The 18,307-nt window shown below is 43.0% G+C and carries 12 protein-coding genes; all 12 read left to right on the top strand.

What is annotated here, in order from left to right:
- Position 1: 1 nt before the first annotated feature.
- The 12 genes from IGJ74_RS14160 (at position 2) to IGJ74_RS14105 (ending at position 18,027) form a co-directional block, all read left to right on the top strand.
- Positions 2-835 carry a carbohydrate ABC transporter permease gene (locus tag IGJ74_RS14160; RefSeq protein ID WP_005234188.1) on the top strand — a complete coding sequence of 278 codons (834 nt, stop codon included), beginning with the start codon at positions 2-4 and terminating at the stop codon, positions 833-835.
- 75 nt (positions 836-910) lie between these two features.
- Entirely contained in the window at positions 911-2,524 is a 1,614-nt protein-coding gene (locus IGJ74_RS14155; protein WP_016621591.1) for a glycosyl hydrolase family 28 protein, read from the top strand.
- A gap of 424 nt (positions 2,525-2,948) precedes the next feature.
- Positions 2,949-4,202 (top strand): glycoside hydrolase family 28 protein, encoded by a 1,254-nt coding sequence (locus tag IGJ74_RS14150; protein ID WP_016612693.1) that lies wholly within the window; start codon positions 2,949-2,951, stop codon positions 4,200-4,202.
- Between the two features lie 419 nt (positions 4,203-4,621).
- Positions 4,622-6,136: an extracellular solute-binding protein gene (locus tag IGJ74_RS14145; RefSeq protein ID WP_005234195.1), complete on the top strand. Its 1,515-nt coding sequence runs from the start codon at positions 4,622-4,624 to the stop codon at positions 6,134-6,136.
- A gap of 264 nt (positions 6,137-6,400) precedes the next feature.
- Positions 6,401-7,069, top strand: a complete 669-nt coding sequence (locus tag IGJ74_RS14140) for a DUF1961 family protein (RefSeq protein WP_087665054.1) — start codon at positions 6,401-6,403, stop codon at positions 7,067-7,069.
- Entirely contained in the window at positions 7,069-7,743 is a 675-nt protein-coding gene (locus IGJ74_RS14135) for a YesL family protein (protein ID WP_008380762.1), read from the top strand. The genes IGJ74_RS14140 and IGJ74_RS14135 overlap by 1 nt, the downstream gene beginning before the upstream one ends.
- On the top strand, positions 7,718-10,231 hold the full coding sequence (locus tag IGJ74_RS14130; protein WP_005234198.1) for a hypothetical protein: 2,514 nt from the start codon (positions 7,718-7,720) through the stop codon (positions 10,229-10,231). Before IGJ74_RS14135 ends, IGJ74_RS14130 begins: the two co-directional genes overlap by 26 nt.
- Positions 10,216-11,163: an ABC transporter permease gene (locus IGJ74_RS14125; RefSeq protein ID WP_005234199.1), complete on the top strand. Its 948-nt coding sequence runs from the start codon at positions 10,216-10,218 to the stop codon at positions 11,161-11,163. Before IGJ74_RS14130 ends, IGJ74_RS14125 begins: the two co-directional genes overlap by 16 nt.
- A gap of 11 nt (positions 11,164-11,174) precedes the next feature.
- The gene (locus IGJ74_RS14120) at positions 11,175-12,053 is read left to right on the top strand and encodes a carbohydrate ABC transporter permease (RefSeq protein ID WP_086297880.1); all 879 of its coding nucleotides are present in this window, start codon (positions 11,175-11,177) and stop codon (positions 12,051-12,053) included.
- 86 nt (positions 12,054-12,139) lie between these two features.
- Positions 12,140-14,350 (top strand): helix-turn-helix transcriptional regulator, encoded by a 2,211-nt coding sequence (locus tag IGJ74_RS14115; RefSeq protein WP_008380767.1) that lies wholly within the window; start codon positions 12,140-12,142, stop codon positions 14,348-14,350.
- A 193-nt stretch (positions 14,351-14,543) separates the two neighbouring features.
- A complete protein-coding gene (locus IGJ74_RS14110; protein ID WP_087665053.1) occupies positions 14,544-17,216 on the top strand; it encodes a beta-galactosidase in 2,673 nt (890 codons plus the stop codon).
- A complete protein-coding gene (locus IGJ74_RS14105; RefSeq protein WP_430608533.1) occupies positions 17,188-18,027 on the top strand; it encodes a sugar phosphate isomerase/epimerase family protein in 840 nt (279 codons plus the stop codon). The genes IGJ74_RS14110 and IGJ74_RS14105 overlap by 29 nt, the downstream gene beginning before the upstream one ends.
- The last annotated feature ends 280 nt before the right edge of the window (positions 18,028-18,307 follow it).

The raw sequence follows: 18,307 nt of genomic DNA, 5'->3' as shown, positions 1-18,307 counted from the left end.
GATGCGTGAACAAAAACAAAATTATTTCTTTGATGCCGTGATCTTAGTTGCTGCATTACTGATGCTTTATCCGATTTTCTGGCTGCTGTTTAGTGCCTTTAAACCTAGTAGTGACATTTTTCGAACGGCAACGGAGTTGATCCCCCGCAGCTGGACGTTAGAAAACTTTACCAAGGGGTTTGAAGGGATCGCAGGGATTCCCTTCATTCGCTATATTTTCAACTCATTGCAAATCGCGTTGATTTCAATGGTAGGGGCGGTCTGTTCTTCGGCTGTCATTTCTTATGGATTTGGTCGGATTCCTTTCAAAGGAAAAGGCTTTTGGTTTGCTTGTATCTTGGTCACGATGATGCTACCGCAAGAGATCATCATGGTGCCTCAGTATCTTTGGTTTAATCAATTAGGCTGGCTTAACTCGATTCGTCCAGTGACCGTTCCTTCATACTTCGGACAAGCCTTCTTTATTTTCATGATGGTCCAATTCGTCTCTGCGATCCCGACAGATTTAGATGAAGCAGCAAAAATGGACGGCTGTGGACGGGTCGGTATTTTCTTCCGCGTGATTCTACCGTTGATGAAGCCTTCCTTGGCAAACGCTGCGATCTTCTCTTTCTATTGGAAATGGGAAGAACTGATCGGACCGATGCTGTACCTCACACGTCCGCAAAACTACACGGTATCGATTGCCTTGAAGCAGTTCCTGGATGCTAGCAGCACCTCCAATTGGGGAGCCATGTTCGCGATGTCTGTGGTCTCCTTGCTGCCTGTGTTGATCATTTTCTTTATTTTCCAAAAATACATTGTTGAAGGCATCAGCACGACTGGTCTTAAATAAGTATGGAAAAAGATATTCGCTGTTTTGGAATATCTTTTTTCTATTGAATGAATTCGTTGAAGAAAGGACAAACCGATGGAACCATTTCAAGTAATTGATTTTCATGTCGTACCAAGCACGATCGGCGCTCATCAAGCGACCCTTATTTGGGAGAAGCCGCTGCACGCTCAAGCTATTTTTGGTTATCAATTGTTTTTAGACAACGATTTGATCCAAACCAGACCAACAAACAAGACGCATTGGACGTTGACAAACTTATCTGCCGATCAAACGTATCAAGTAACGATCATCTGCCTCGATCTTCAGGGATGTCTGCTTACAAATACCGCAGTCACGACGACCTTTCGTACAAAGAAAAAAAGTGTTGTGTTAGATGTTACGCAAGCACCATACCATGCTGATAGCGAAGGCAAAGAAGATAGTACCGCCATTCTCCAGCAAGCGATCAACGATTGTCCTAGCAACGGCACAGTCTGGATCCCAACAGGGGCGGTGATCCTTTCCGGTGCGTTGGAGCTAAAAAGCAATATGATTTTTCAGGTAGATGGCACATTGCAAGCAAGCCTCGACATAGAAACGTATCGGGTTGCCCCTCACGATTATTTAGGAAGCGTGAATCAAGAGGGGTTGCCATTAAGCCGTTATGAAGGCTGGGAATTGTTTTGTTTTCGTTCATTGATCAACATTGGGTATATCGATCGGGGCGATCGAGGGCGTATCGTTTGTGAAAATGTCCGTCTTTGTGGCAAAGGAACGATCATTGGTGGCGGGAATCCATTAGGACTAGCGATGCGAAACCCTTATGCAGACCGTGAACAGTATCCAGAATATGTTTCTGATGGAAAACCTGGAAGACGAGTAAGGGGACGTTTGATCTGTATGATGCAGGCCAAAAACATCCATTTGACAGAGCTGACGTTGAGTGATCCACCATGCTGGACTGTTCATATGATTTACTGTGACACCGTTGTGACCCATGGGGTGACTATTCAGTCCAAAGGCATCGACAATGGCGATGGTTGGGACCCAGATTCTTCGCAAAATTTGCTGATTTTTGACACCGTTTTTGATACGGGCGATGATTGTATCGCAATCAAATCTGGCAAAAATCCAGAAGGAAATCAGATCAATAGACCAGCGAAAAATATTCGGCTGTTTGATTTGGCTATTCGAGGGGGACATGGCATCGCGATTGGTAGTGAGCAATCTGGTGGTGTTGAAAATATCGCTTTTCGAGATTGTCAACTGACCAATACGCTTTATGGACTAGAATTGAAAGCGCAGAATGATCGTGGTGGCTATATTCGTCAAGTGACGATCACCGATTGCCTGTTGGATCGTTTCATGGCTCATCCTGTTGCTTACAATGCCGATGGTCAGGCAGCACAACAGTTACCGATCATTTCGGATATTTTGGTCAAGAATACCCGTATCGTAGGGCAGAACCCTTTGGTCGAGCTAAAAGGGTTTGTCGATGAACAAACACAGCAGGTTTCACCGATCCAACGCGTTACTTTTGAGTCAGTTGCCTTTGAATCAGCTAAAGGGCAAAAGAAAATGATTTTTGAACAGTGTCAGGAGGTCAGCTTTAAAGAGGCAGCGATCATTGATCGAGCGGCCATAAGTGACGCAATAAGTTGCCAAGAAACAGTCGAACTATCCATGGTGGGGCAAAAGAAACGCACGTAGAACAAGCTTTTGGAAATGATCTGCGTTGGTTTTCCCAATGAGAAACAGTTAGTTAAGCACCTTATTTCCTTCCTTGACAGGTTGCGCCTTTTTGCTTTTGTAGACAAAAAGGCGCATTTTTCTAACAAGAAAGGACGTTACAAAAAAAGACGATCCTCAGAAATCAAAAAGGACTTTCTTTTGCCACTAAGGGGACTATAGTAAAGAATGTAGGAAAAAAGGACGCCAGAAAGCACATGGGAAAAGACAACGAGATGTGCCAAGAGGAACGCTTTACTTGATGGACAGCGCCAGTAAGAAGCACTTAGTTCTATCCAAATAAATGATAGATGAAAAAAGGTTGGCGATGCGCAAATTTTTAAAAGTCATGGATATCGATAAACCTATTTGTAGCGTAAAACAAAAGCGTAGGAGGTAAGCAAGAATGGAAGACATCACGCAATTATTGCAACGAGAAATTGACCAAGCATCAACTGTGCAGGGAACAGTGATTACACCACCCGGCGCCTATCAAATCGGCGCGTTGTTTTTAAAAAGCAATGTGCACTTGATTGTCTCAGAGGATACGATTCTGTATGGTAGTCAAGAACTGGCCGATTATCCCGAAGTAGATAATCGGGTCGCAGGGATCAATATGAAGTGGCCTGCAGCGATGATCAATGTTTTTCACGCAGAAAATGTCATGATCTCGGGAAAAGGGAAACTTGATGGTCGTGGAGAAACATGGTGGCAAACGTTTTGGGGAACAGATGAAGCCAGCGGGATGATGGCGGATTATGCAAAGAAAGGCTTACGCTGGGCAGCAGATTATGATTGCAAGCGTCCACGAAATATCCTTGTTTATGAAAGTCAGCAAGTAACCATCAAAGATATTTCGTCGGTACAGTCGGGTTTTTGGAATACACAAATCACGTATTCTCACCACATATTGATCGACGGCATCACGATAGACAATGGAAAAGGGCCTAGTACTGATGGCATCGATATTGATTCCTGTGAAGAAGTCACCATTCAAAATGCCTACATTTCCTGCAACGATGACAATATCTCGATCAAGGCGGGACGTGGGGCAGAAGCCTTAGCCCAGCAAAGAAGCTGTCGGAAAATCACGATCAAAGACTGTCAGTTAGGGTACGGTTCAGGAATTGCCATTGGCAGTGAAACTTCAGGTGGGATCGAAGAGATCAAAATCCAAAAAGTCGTCTTTGAGCAAACTGGCGCAGGGTTTCGGATCAAATCCGCTAACAATCGAGGTGGATTTATACGCAAGGTCACTGCTTCGGATTTAACGATGAAGGATGTTGGCTTTCCTTTTCTCTTACAAACAAATTGGTACCCAGATTATAGTTATCCAGAACTGCCAGCTGATTATGCGGAAGAGATTCCCGACTATTGGCACAAATTGATGGCACAACCTGCTATTCCAGTAGGTCCAGCAAAGGTCTGCGACATTAATATTGAAAACGTGCAAGCTACCAAAATAGGACAACAAAGCGTGCGTGCTTTCTTCATCGAGGCCAGCCCAGCAGAACCGATCCGCAATCTAACAATGAAAAATCTTTCCATCCATGCCGACGAGTTCGGCAAGATTGCAGGGGTCGAAAACTTAAAGATGGTGGAAACGATCGTCACTGCGTTAGCGCCAACCTTGGATCAAAATGATGTGTATGAGCGGTAGTACTCTTTCTGTCGGATATGAATGAGTGGTGATCCGCTTAGTACTACAAAACTGATGAATTATCAAAAAAGACCAATGAGTTGGTCTTTTTTTCATGATAAGATGTTTCCAAATCTCTCACGAATAAGAACATCAGTACTTAGGCTACTTTTTCTACAACGAGAATTTAAGAATGATAGGAATCAGAAAAACTGCGATAATTAAATTAATTGAGCGAACTAAGAACACGAAGAACTATTTATTCTTTTTTCCTATAATTTACGATACCTGCAAATGTAGAGCAAAACTCCCTACCCAGCCATATATCAACGATTAACAAAAAATGTCAATTGCTGGAAATCCTGCTTTTCGTTATGCTTTTGGTATTGAAAGCGGTTTATTTAATCGAGCTCAACAACAAAATCTAAGGAGGAAAAGTAGTGAAAAAATTAAGTACGATTCTTGGTTTGGGGTTACTATCAGTCGCCTTTTTGTCGGCATGTGGGAAGGAGGAAGCAGGTTCCACAACAGATTATGATACGATTTCGATTTTATCGCCGTACATTGAAACTGAACCACCTGCAAGTGACAACGAGATTTTGAAACAATTAGAAGCTTACACTGGCAAAAACATTGATATTACCTGGGCACCCAATACATCCTATGAGGATAAAATGAATATTACGTTAGCTTCAGATGATATTCCAGAAGTGATGGTCATTCAAGGAAAATCAGGAGGATTTATCAAGTCAGCAGAAAATGGGGCTTTTTGGGATTTGACCGACTATTTAGCTGATTATCCTAATCTCTCTCAGTCTAACGAGGATGTTTTGCGTAATTCTTCTGTGAATGGCAAAGTGTACGGAATTTATCGGAAACGTGATGCGATGCGGACGGCGGTGATCATCCGAAAAGATTGGTTAGAAAACTTAAACTTAGAGGTACCAGAAACGATCGATGATCTTTATGAGATTGCCAAAGCATTTACTGAGAACGATCCCGATGGGAATGGTGAAAATGATACGTTTGGTTTGATTATTCCCCAATGGCCTGGCTCGATCAATTCAAATAGTCCTTACGATGTGTTAGCTACTTGGTTTGGGGCAGGAAATGCTTGGAAAGAAATAGACGGCACTTTAGAGCCATCCTTTATGCAACCAGAATACCTAGAATCAATGCAATTTGTTAAAGATATGGTGGAACAAGGCTATGTCAATCGTGATTTTGCAACCATGGCAGCAGATAAATGGGATGAGCCGTTTATCAATGGACGTGGTGGGATCATTATTGATACGTATTCACGAGCAGCACAAATCAGTAATAAATTATTGCAAGCTGGAGAAGAAGACCTCGTCGTCTTTACAGGGAATTTAAAAGATAATAGCGGTACGATGAATGCGTTACCGACAGATGGCTATTCTGGTTTCTTGGCGATTCCTAAGTCGAGTGTCCAGACAGAGGAACATCTAAAAGAGGTGTTGACGTTCCTTGATAAATTAAATGATAAAGAAGCACAGGTATTGCTGAACAACGGAATCGAAGGAATCAATTTTGAAGTAGTGGATGGAATGTCCGTCGCACTAGAAGGATCAGAAGCTGAAGCGTTAGCCAATGCGGTCAAAGGGTACTCACAAATTGGGATGAATGTAACGGAAGATACCCTGTACTATATTGCTAAGCCTGATACAGAAGCGGCTACTGAAAGCTATGAAAAACGATTGTCATTGATGGAAGCTGATTTAGAGCACGCTGTCTTTAACCCAGCAGCCTCCTATAATACAGATACGTATGTAACAAAAGGGGCACAGCTTGATCAGATCATTAGTGATGCGCGGGTTCAATTTATCGCAGGACAAATCGATGAAGCGGGTTGGGAAGCTGCGATCGAACTTTGGAAGAATCAAGGAGGCACGCAGCTGATGGAAGAAACGAATGCCCTTCATCAAGCACAATAACGACAGTCGAAGAAGGTTGAGTGGATCTTGCTCTCAACCTTTTTCTTTTTCAAAAATTTTTTTCAGCTAATAAAATGGAGTAATAGTCAAGTGAGACGAGACAGGTAGTGAGAAATCAGAAAAGAAAAAATGGAAACAAGCAAATGAAAACCCTAATCTAACGCTTGATATCAAAGAATTCAAAAAAAGTCAATTGTTAGAAATGTAGGTCAAGTTTACTATGAAAAGAGAAAAGCAGCTCATATACGCATAAAAGGAGAAGAAATGTTAGCGAAATTGATCTATGAAAATCCGCTGAATCAAGCAGCAGATGTTCAACACTTTATTGCTGAAGGAGAGCCCAAGATTACTTTCCAAGACGGGATGATTCTGGCGAATACGTATTCTGAAGAATCAAACAAACAACCACATTTTGTTTTATGGCTGCCTCAACAATTTCCAGCGGACCTACGAATCACCTGGCAGTTTCAACCACTGGCTGAACCAGGCTTATGTATGCTCTTTTTTGCAGCAGCCAATCGCAAGGGTGGCTCGATCTTCGATTCTGGAGTACCCAAACGAACCGGGGCATATCCCGAGTATCATTCTGGAGGGATCGATGCTTACCACCTTTCTTATTTTCGAAGAAAGTATGAGGAGGAACGGGCGTTTGAAACGTGTAATTTGCGCAAAAGCCATGGGTTTCATCTGGTCGCCCAAGGCGCAGATCCACTTCCGAGTGTAGCAGATGCCCGAGGGTTTTATCACCTAAGAATCGATAAGGTAGGTGCAACGATCTCCTTTTGGATCAACGACTTATTGGTGTTAAGGTACCTTGATGAGGAACAGTTTGGTCCCATATTAACCAAAGGAGCGATCGGATTTCGGCAAATGGCGCCAATGAAGGCCCGCTATAAAGACTTAAAGGTATATTCCTTAGAGGAGGAACGGTGATGAATTGGCAGAAAGTATATCAAGCAGCAGATTTTGTCTTTTATTGTTTGCTGATAAATGTAACCGTTATTATAGGTGCGCTAGTAGGTGGGATCATCTTTGGACTGGCGCCTAGCATACAAGCAGGATTCCACGTAGCAAAGAAAACCCTTAAACAGGAATCGCCGCCTTTTTTTCAAACGTTCTTTCGGTATTACCGCAGGAACTTTTGGCGATCGAATCGCTTGGGCTTACCGATCATTCTCTTTTATTTGTGCCCCATGGTAGTGATCCAGCAAGGATTTTTAGCGGCATTGACTCAAACAGGCTTGATCCTATTGATCGTTAGCCAATGCGTCGCGATCGCTGTGATTAATACATTGCTTAGCATGTACGAATATTATGTGCTCCCAACGAAGAAGTACCTAGGCGCTTCACTACGCTTTCTTTTCTTTCAACCTATTGGCACCTTTTTAGGCGTCCTTTGGTTTGGGATTTGTAGTACGATCAGCTTTTTTCTCCCCGGTCTCCTGCCATTTTTAAGTATTGGGATGTGGATCATTGGCACAATGGGGATTTACTTGAAATTATTTGATGAAAATGAACAAAAGCTAAAGCAACAAAACGATGCAGTTCAACCTGCAGAGAGGGAAGAGGAGGAAATCGAGCATGGCATTGAAATGGCTCAAAAATAAACCTAAGGGAAAACGTGGGCTGAGTTTTGGGTATCCATGGGAAAAAGGAGCTTTACAACCTGAGGTTCTAAGTGAGGAACTGTTTTTGCTGGGGGAGGAGCCGCTGCAAACGAAAGTACTGGCTTACTGGCCAGATGGCAGTGTGAAATGGACAGGACACAGTGGTCTGGTGGCAGAAACGACGCAGTTACTTTTTCAAAGAAAACAGCGTGTCCAGAAGAAACAGGCGATTGCTAGGGAAGCATACAACGGTATTTATTTTGACAACGGTACGATCAAAGGCTTCTTCCCGAAACATGGGGAAGGGAAAAATGTATTGGACTGGGTAGCGGTCAATGGGCAGAAAAAATTGCAAGATCTTCACGCAATCCTGCAATACCAAAACAAAAAGGTGCAGTCCAAAGTAACGGACTTGATGTTGGAAGAAAATGGTTCAGAAAAAGCCGTTATCAAAGTATCGGGCGTCATTGAGATCAATCAAGAAGTGGTGCAAGAGTTTATTTTACGGTTCCGTATCTTTCGCGAAATCAGCAAATTGGAAATCATTCATACGGTCATTATCATCAAACCACTTGCTTATGAAGGCATGGGGGTAGCATTTGATTATGCGTTGACAGGTGAAAATTGGAATCGACAAGTCAAATTTATTGCAGATGCTGTGTATCATGAAGCGGCGCAATTATTACTTTCACGGCGACACTATCAACAAAACATTCCCTATCAAGAACAAGCCAGTGGACAGCTCGTTTCATTGACCCCAGCGGACGAGCCGATGCTGTCTCATGCGGTGGAAAATGCTATTTGGGACAATTTTCGGGTCAATCAAATCAATCATCGGTCATTTGAATTAGAAAAACAGACAGAACCTGGGTACTGTTGGTTGCCCATTGGGGATGGTGAGCGTTATTCAGGTACCTTTTACGCTGGGGGAGAAACCGGCGGCGTTGCTTGCAGTATGGAGAAATTTTGGGAAAAAGCACCATCTGCGATCGAGGTGGCAGGCATCACCCAAAAAGCAACCCGAATCACGATGTGGCAGTGGTCACCGAATGCCAAGCCAATGGATTTTCAGCACTATTCCAAACGGGATCATGTGCTTAGCGGATACGAAGGAATGGAAGAGATTCGTTCGACGGCAGTTGGCGTAGCAAATACGACGCGTTGTTGGTTGGATCTTTATGAGGAAGCCCCGTCAGAAGAAGTGTTGCTGGACTTAGCTCAAGAAAACCAAGAACCTGCCCAGATCGTTTCATTGCCAGAGCGTTATCAAGAGACGAGGGTTTTTGGCAAGATCAGTTTACCAGACGAATCAACGAAAACGAAACAGTTGCTGGAGCAACAATTGGCTGAGATGCGTCAATTCTATTTAGCAGAAGTCCAACAAAGAAGTTGGTATGGCTATTGGAACTATGGTGATGTCATGCATACCTATGATCAGTTTCGACACCAATGGCGCTACGATCTTGGTGGGTACGCTTGGCAAAACACTGAATTGGTCCCTAACATGTGGCTTTGGCTAGATTTCTTACGGACTGGTGATCCAAGCGTCTACTATCTGGCTGAAAGCATGACGAGACATACTTCAGAAGTCGATCAGTATCATGCTGGGGAATACAAAGGATTAGGGTCACGGCATAATGTCGTTCATTGGGGTTGCCAAGCCAAAGAAGTTCGAATTTCAATGGCGGGTCTCCATCGCTACTACTACTATTTGACAGCGGATGAACGCATTGGAGAGATTATGGAACAAGTCAAAGACAATGAAACCTATGCTTTTGATGCGTTACCACCGATGCGCGAGTTTTATGAACGAGAAACGAAGCGGATACCGATTCGCATCGGACCAGATTGGGCTGCGCTAGTCTCGAACTGGTTTACCCAGTGGGAACGGACGAATGATCCTGTGTACCTTGAAAGAATTCGCACCGGCATCACCTGCATCAAAGCCATGCCCCAGCGCCTATTGTCTGGTCCCACAGTGTTATTTGATCCACAAGACAAAACCTTATCTTATATGGGAACAGGGAATTTTGGCGGCTATCACATGGTCATCTCCTTTGGGGCGCCGCAAGTTTGGTTAGAACTTGCTCAAGTGCTGGAAGACCCAGAGTGGACAGAGATGTTAGGGGAGTTTGGCTGGTTTTATAGCTTGAGTCCTGAAATAAAAGCAGAAGAGTCAAACGAGGTACTGACGGAACCTCATTTTGCCTGGCCAATGTTTGCGTCGACGATGATGGCCTTTGCTGGGCGAGTGCGTAACGATCGAGCAATCAGTCAAAGGGCTTGGCAGTTATTGCTTGATAATGACAAATCGGGTGTTCCATTGCCGATCGAAGCGACCATTGAAGCAGCGACAACGTGGAAAAAAATAAAAGAAATGCCGTGGGTATCGACCAATGTGTTGTCACAGTGGGGGCTAAATACGATTTGTTGTTTAGCACTGATTGGAGCGGAATTAGAGGAGGAGAATGAATGGAAACAACAATAAAAAAAGTGCCGAAAACGAAAGAGCAATGGGGGAGTTTTCTCAACCATTTTAAACAAAATAAATGGCTCTATATTTTGACGATTCCCGGGATCATCTATTTTGCAGTATTTCGTTATGCGCCGATGTATGGGTTGATCATTGCTTTCAAAGATTATGTGCCCTTTTTAGGAATCGCAGATAGCCCATGGGTAGGAACACAAAATTTTATGGATTTCTTCAATAATCCTGATTTCTTTCGAATCTTGTGGAACACGTTGATGATTGCCTTTTTAAACATTTTCTTTTCGTTTCCAGCACCAATCTTTTTGGCACTGTTACTGAATGAATTACGCAACAAGCTGTTTCAGCGGACCATTCAAACCTTCGTCTATGTACCGCATTTTCTTTCATGGACGATCGTCGTTAGTCTTTGGCATATTTTATTCAACATCGATCATGGAGCGATCACTCAATTTATCGCTTCGTTGACAGGCGTGGAAATCGATTTTCTCTCAGACCCGCAATGGTTCCGCCCCATGATCGTGATGCAATCGATTTGGAAAGAGATCGGTTGGGGGACCATTATTTATTTAGCTGCCTTATCAGGTGTGGATCAGGAACAATACGAAGCCGCGATCATGGATGGTGCAGGACGTTTTCGTCGTGTGTGGCATATCACTTTGCCTGCGATTCGTTCGACGATCATCATTATGCTGATCATGCGGATCGGGTCGATTTTGTCTACTGGGTTTGATCAGATTTTCTTGATGACCAATCAGTTGAACCGAACAGTAGCAGATGTTTTTGATACGTATGTGTATATGATGGGGATCACCAATGGCGCTTACAGTTACTCAACAGCCGTCGGATTATTTAAATCGATCGTTGGGATCATCCTCGTACTTTGTACCAATAAATTAGCGAAACGCTTTGGCGAAAGCGGCTTATACTAAGGAGGAAAAAGATGGCTACTTTACACAATACGAAGGCAGGGAAAATATTTGACATTTTTAATGCACTATTTTTGGCATTGATTGGGTTATTCATGGTGATTCCTTTTATTTATGTGATCGCAGGTTCATTTGCTACGGAGTTAGAATTGACCACACGTTCGTTTTTCTTATGGCCAAATGAGATCAGTCTCGACTCCTATCGCTTTATTTTTTCAACCAACACCTTTATCCGTAGTTTGCTTGTAACGGTCGGCGTTACCATCGTTGGCACGCTGGTGCAGCTTTTCTGTACCTTCACCTTTGCCTATCCTTTATCACGCAAGCACCTAAAAGGACGGAACACCTTGTTGAATCTCGTGATTTTTGCAATGCTCTTTTCAGGTGGGATGATCCCAACGTTTATCGTGGTGAAAAATTTAGGACTGATCAATTCTTATTGGGCATTGATTTTGCCAATCGCGATCAATCCCTTCAACTTAATGATCATCAAAAACTTTTTCCAAGAAATGCCGATCGAGTTGGAAGAATCCGCCAAGATGGACGGCTGTACGGAACTAGGGATCTTATGGAAAATCATTTTGCCTTTATCAAAACCAGTGATCGCGACCTTCACCCTTTTTTACGCCGTTGGTATCTGGAACGACTTCATGAGTGGATTGCTCTATATCAACGATTCAGCAAAATGGCCGATTCAGTTATTGTTAAGACAGATCACGATGGCCTCCAGTGGTGCCAATGCGTTAGCAAGTATGGACCCAAACTATGTGCCGCCTGAACAAGGAATCAAATTTGCAGTCATCATTGTGGCGACTTTACCAATTTTGATCTTCTATCCGTTTTTGCAAAAACATTTTGCCAAAGGAATGCTGATTGGATCCGTCAAAGGATGATACACTTCAATAGTTGTGGATAGGTTGTCATGCGTTTTTTCGCATGACAATTTGTTACATAAAATCTATTACAAGGGTGTTTGGGAATGAAGTACTTTAAAACAGGCGGTTTTCATCGAAAACTGCAGCTAGCCAGTCTATGGATCGTCGTGCCGCTATTAGCCGTTGCAATCTTTTTGCATGCCTATTTGATCGGACCATTACAACGATCGTATCAAGAACTAAACAATCGCCAAGTCGAAGGAATCGTTAGTAACATCAACCAACAGTTCTCGCAGCTGGAAGTGACTTTAAGCGTTTGGGGGCAATCGTTTCAAAGGCGCTACCAAGAAGATTTATTGGAAACGACGAATTATCAGACGTTGATCCAGCTGTCGGAAGAATTGTTTTACTTAACCAATAGCTCCAATTATGTCAATCGAATCGGTATTTATTCGCTCGGAGAGGCGCCCTTTGGGATTGAAAGTGGCGGCACGTATGAATTAACGCTCGAGCAAACCAAAACAGCATTTGAACGCTATCGGATCGATAATGGTAGGCAGTATCAGTGGAAGATCATTGAAGAAGAGGATGAATTGATTTTTGTACAAAACATTGATAGCCAAGGCGAAGATCAGCCTAAAATTTTTTTAGTTGCAACGATCGACGAGCAATCATTGTTAAAGTATTTTTATGATACTCAAATTGAAAATGGACTCGCAGCGATTTCCTTTAATCATGAGAGTTTTCGTTTTATTGGCGATCAGAACTTAGCGAATGTTATCCAACCGCTGAGTGAGGAGCATCAAGGAACCTGGGTCGAATCGATCAATGGCAATGATTATAGCATGATCGCCGTAAACAGTACGCGACTCAACCAAATATGGACGTTTTATACCGTCGTTCCCTTAGCATTGATTACCGAGCCAGTCACTCATTTGGCTAGAGTGCTGATCGTCGTAAGCATTCTTTTTATTGCTTGTGTGGCAGTCATGAGTCTCTTTTTGGCAAAAAAACAATACCAACCTTTTGAAAAAACGATGGATCAGCTCTTTGGTAATACCCAATGGAAAAAAGAAAACGATCTGGAGTTTTTGGTGGACCGTTGGCAACAATTAAGTCGGGAAAAAGGATTGTTGCAAAATCAGGCGGAACGCTTTCAAGATTCGCTGAAGCGACAAGTGATCCAACATTTGATGGAAGGGTATTATGGCTATTTATCGGAGGAAGAATCGCAACAATTACTGCAGCAAAAAAACTGGTGCTTAAGTGACCAAGGGTATCGCCTGTTTTATTTCCAACTCAATGATCTATTAAGCAATCAAGCAAATTCACAAGATGAAACCCACATTTTGTTTGCCTTAGAAAACATTATAGCGGATGTCACAGCCATGTTTTTCCCTGAATCAACCATTGTTTCTTCAAATGAAGGACGGATTTTGGTTTTTGTGGTCAATCAAGAGCAGCTACTGACAGATTACTTCACGATGATCACCAAGCAAATCAATTTGATCGTCTGCCGTTATGTCACCATCGTTAGTTCGCAACAAGAAACAGAGATTCGCAAGTTGCCTGAAGTTGCCCAACGTCTCAAAAAGCAAATCCATCTGCAACGGTTGATTCCCGAAAATCAAGTGCTTCAAGGAGAGAAAATGCGCCCGCTGCCGAAGTATTCTCTTTCGCAAGAAAATTTGATTTTAACAGCGCTGAAAAGTGGCTATCATGAAGAATTGCAACGAAGTGTCCAGCGGTTTTTAGAACAGGTCGTGGCAGAAAACAATCAACAGGCTGCGGTGATCTATGTGGTCAATCGACTGTACGATCAAGTCGATTACCTTTTAAATGAAAATGGGGTCTCACGAACGGATTATGTATCGAAAACGGTTGTGTTAGAGCGAATCGAACGACTTTTGGACATCAATCAGATCCAAGCCTTTTTGTACCATCATTTCTTAAAACCCGTCTCCATCCTCTGGCAAGAAAATGTCGCTAATTCTTATAGTGAAATGATCCAAAAAGTAGCGGAGTACATCCAATCTGATTTTCGCAATGAACAAATTTCGTTAGAATACGTTGCGGATCGTTTCGAAGTAGACCCAATCTTTTTGAGTAAGGAGTTCAAGCGTGCCAAGCAGGTCAACTTTATTGATTATTTAACCAATGTTCGCATCGTAGAAGCAAAACGGCAGTTGCTCGAAACTGATCACCAAATCAATGAAATTGCAGAAAACCTTGGGTATAATCCCAGTTACTTCAATCGTTTATTTAAAAAGTGCACGGGAATGACCCCAGGACAATATCGAAAAGGTCAGAGCTGATCACTGTTGGTTGCTGCGGAAAAGCTCGTATTTTCGCAGCTTTTGCTCTGATTTTTCCATGTTTTCGTCAGCAAATGTTTTGTATAATAGAAAAGAAAGCGATTTCTAATGCAGCTTATGTTCAGCAAGAAAACCAGTGGACTTGTCGAAGTTGTTGGAAATCTGATAGTAAATAGATGGAGGAAGAAAAGAAATGAAAATCGTTCTAGGCGGAGATTCAACCGTGGCGGATTATCCCCTTGATCAACAGCCAATGATGGGCTGGGGACAAGCTTTACCAAGCTATCTGTCCCCAGAAGTAGACGTACACAATTTTGCGAAAAACGGCAGTACGACTCGTTCGTTTATCGAAGAAGGGTTGTTTAAGCAACTCCTGCAAGAAGTCGAACCGAATACAGTCGTCCTACTGCAATTTGGACATAATGACCAAAAAGAGAAAAATCATGTCACGATGGAGGCGTACATTGCTCATTTGACAGACATGATCCGTCAAATCAAAGAAAAAGCAGGAATTCCTATCCTGTGTACACCTGTTGAACGACGTGTAGGGGAAGAGGGACGACTGGCGCATACGTTGTCAGCATTTTTACCTGTCTTAAGAGAACTTAGTCGAACGGAAGAAGTGGATTTGTTTGATTTAAATCGCTATACCTATCATTATTATGACACATTAGGACTAGAAGCTTCCAAAGCGCTCTTTGTTTGGTTAGCACCGGATGAGCACCCCAATTATCCTGCAGGTCTCGCAGATGATACCCACTTTTCAAAGGTCGGGGCGCATATGATCGCTCGCTATGTAGCGATTCGTTTACAGGCGTTTTTCCATGAGCAACCACTGTTTCCTGATATTTATTACGGCGCCTGCATGTATCCAGAAGTCTGGTCGGAAGAAATCATGCAAAGTGATAGTCAAACGATGAAAACGTTGGGCATGAATTTTGCTAGAATTGGGGAATTCATGTGGCGTGACTTGGAGCCTCAACCTGGAGAATATGATTTTGCGTTGTTGGAACGTGCGCTAGAACAGTACCAAGCAAATGGCATCGATGTTTGCTTATGTATTCCAACGCCAACTCCGCCCCGCTGGTTTACAAAACAGTACCCAGAAGCTTTAATCACTAATCAAGATGGGACGAAGATGCATCATGGCTCAAGACAGCATGTCTGTACCAACAACGAGGACTTTCGCCGCTATGCCTATCGTTTGACGAGAAAAATCGCTGAGATTGCCGAAAAACATGAAAATGTCGTTATGTTGCAATTGGACAATGAGTTTAAATGTCATGTCGATCTATGTTACTGTACGACGTGCCAAACGCGTTGGCATACGTATTTAAAAGACAACTATCAATCCGTGACCAACCTCAACGAGTGTTGGGGCACGAAGGTGTGGAGTGAGTGGTATGACGCATTTGAGGATGTCGTCTTGCCACTAACGACCCCGTTTTTGCATAATTCTTCCCTGATGAATGCCTTTCGCCGCTTTACCACCGATACGTTGAATGAGTTTGCGCATGATCTTTGTCATTTTATCCGAATGGAGACCGCGTTACCCATTACCCATAACTCCGCTTTTGGGTTTAACTTGCAAAATGATGAGCTATTTGCTGATTTAGATATTGCCGGTTTTGATACGTATGCACCGGCAGACAACTATCCAGCGTATACCATGAACTTGGATCGTTGGCGGAATGTCAAACCGCGCAACAAGGAAATGTTATTGTTAGAAACTTGTACCGCCAATGCCGGTCATATTGAAAACTATGCGGCACCTCGTCCTCATGGGTTTGTCACAAGTGAAGCGTTCATTGGCTATGCTGGTCATTTGAAATCCTTCTGTTTTTGGCATTTTCGTGGACATCGCTATGGTGTGGAGCAACCCCATAGCGCCGTGTTAACTGCTTGGGGAGAGCCAGATCGTGGGTATGAAGAGGTAGTTCGGATTGGCGAACTAAGACAACAGATCGCACCACTTTTAGCGGAAACGAAGTATGTATCGTCAAAAATAGCCATCATCTACTCGGATTACTCGAAACGCTTTTACACGATCGATCATGGGGGTGTTTATGATTATCGCAGCCTGTTTACCGAATTTTACGGCAGTCTGATTCGCCAAGGGATTCGTGTAGAAATAATTCAAGAAAATAGTCCGTTAGAAGAGTATGATGTTGTTCTTGCCCCATTTGTTCGTTGGATCAGTCCGACCTTGCTGAAAAAATTTGCCGCCTTTACTGAAGCAGGAGGCAAGCTGATTTTAGGCCCGATGACGGGGGATCGGACAAAAGAGCTAGCGTGGCCAGCGACGAATGGCTTAGATCGTTTAGGAGAATGGCTCGGGTTTGACCAAATCCAGCAGTTTACGGTGAAAGGACTGACTTATCAGCTAACCTATGACGGCCTAAAAGAACCTTTGGATCATTTGGTCACAGTTTTTCATTGCCCAGAAGATTGGGAAACGATCGGACGAGGGAATGACCAAACGCTACTAGCTAAGAAACAACTGGCTCAAGGAGAGATCATCTATTTAGGTGCGCTACCTAGCAATTTACCAGACAGTTTGATATGGCAGTCGTTTTGTCACAAAGAACTTTTCCCTTATGAATCAGAGCGCCTGTTGATCAAATGTTCGGAAGGTGTGATGAAGTATCGCCGAGAGTCAGCGACCCATGTCCAACTCTGGATCAGTAACTTAGGGATGACGACAGCTGACTTTACCTTACATCTCCCCGGTTTCGAACGCTTATCAGGTGAAGCGCTGGCGCGGGGTAACCATAGGCTAGAACCTTATGAAAATTTGATTATTGAATGGGAAAAAACAGTAGAAAGCGAGGAGTCAGATGATTCATTTAGCCATCCGAGGGCATGACCTCTCAGGAGAATATACACCCAAGCAGCTAGCACAAGCGGTAGGAGCAAAGAAAATAAGAAACGTTCAGTTTGCCTTGAATGCGTCTTTTCCAGACCTAAGTGCTCCTGAAAAAATGAGTCCAGGTATGGGGACCTTCTTCAAGAATGAATTCCAAGAACAAGGCGTTCAAATCGCTTTGTTAAGTTGTTATAGTAACTTGATTCATCCCGAACCAGAGGAACGAGAGAAAATCTTACAGAAATTTGAGCGCTACTTATTCCATGCCCGTTATTTTGGTGCCAGCATGGTGGCTTCAGAAACAGGCTCAGTCATTGCCGCGCTGGGATATAGCGAAGAGAATTTTTCGGATGAGGTTTTTGAAGACTTGATCCATGTGATCCAGCGACTCGTTCGAGTAGGAGAAAAACATAAAACCATGGTAGGGATCGAAGCAGGAATGAATCATCCGTTGTATTCGAATCAGCGCATCGCCGAGCTGATTGAACGTGTTCCTTCTGATTATCTAGAGATCATTTACGATCCAACGAATTTGATCACCGCAAAAACGGCTGCTGATCAAGTTGCATTGGTAGAAGAAGCGTTTACTCTTTTTGGCGAGAAAATCGTCTGCTTGCACCTAAAGGATTTTCAACTCTCGAGAGAAGAAGTGATCCCTGTCCCGTTAGGTGAAGGACAAATACGGTATCCAGAAATTTTACAGCTTCTGATCAAACACAAGCCATACTGTTACGTGGTATTAGAAGAAACAAAAGACGCTGGGATCGATCGTGCGGTGGCGTTGATTGAAGGCTTAGATTTAAAAAATTAGCTGGGTGCTTTTGTAAATGATTGTTTAAGAGAACACGGGAGTGATTTTCTTGTTTTCTTCAAAGACGCTGACATTAATGCAAACTTTTATCGAGCATAGAAAAGTTGTTTATGGTGAGATTTCATCTAAACAGCTTTTTTATTTTCATAAAAACAGAAAATATGATGCAAGGTTTGTTATTATAGAATAAAAAAAGCATTTTAGAGTGTTGCATTCGGATAATAGATCAAATGGAAAAGGATTTAACAATTACGAGACATGTAAAAGAGAGAAAGGAGGG

The sequence above is a fragment of the Enterococcus sp. AZ009 genome (genome assembly GCF_050548785.1).
In the GTDB taxonomy this organism is placed as follows: Bacteria; Bacillota; Bacilli; order Lactobacillales; family Enterococcaceae; genus Enterococcus_D; species Enterococcus_D entomosocium.
The sequence above is the reverse complement of the archived record's forward strand: the minus strand, read 5'-3'. Positions and strand labels throughout refer to the sequence as shown.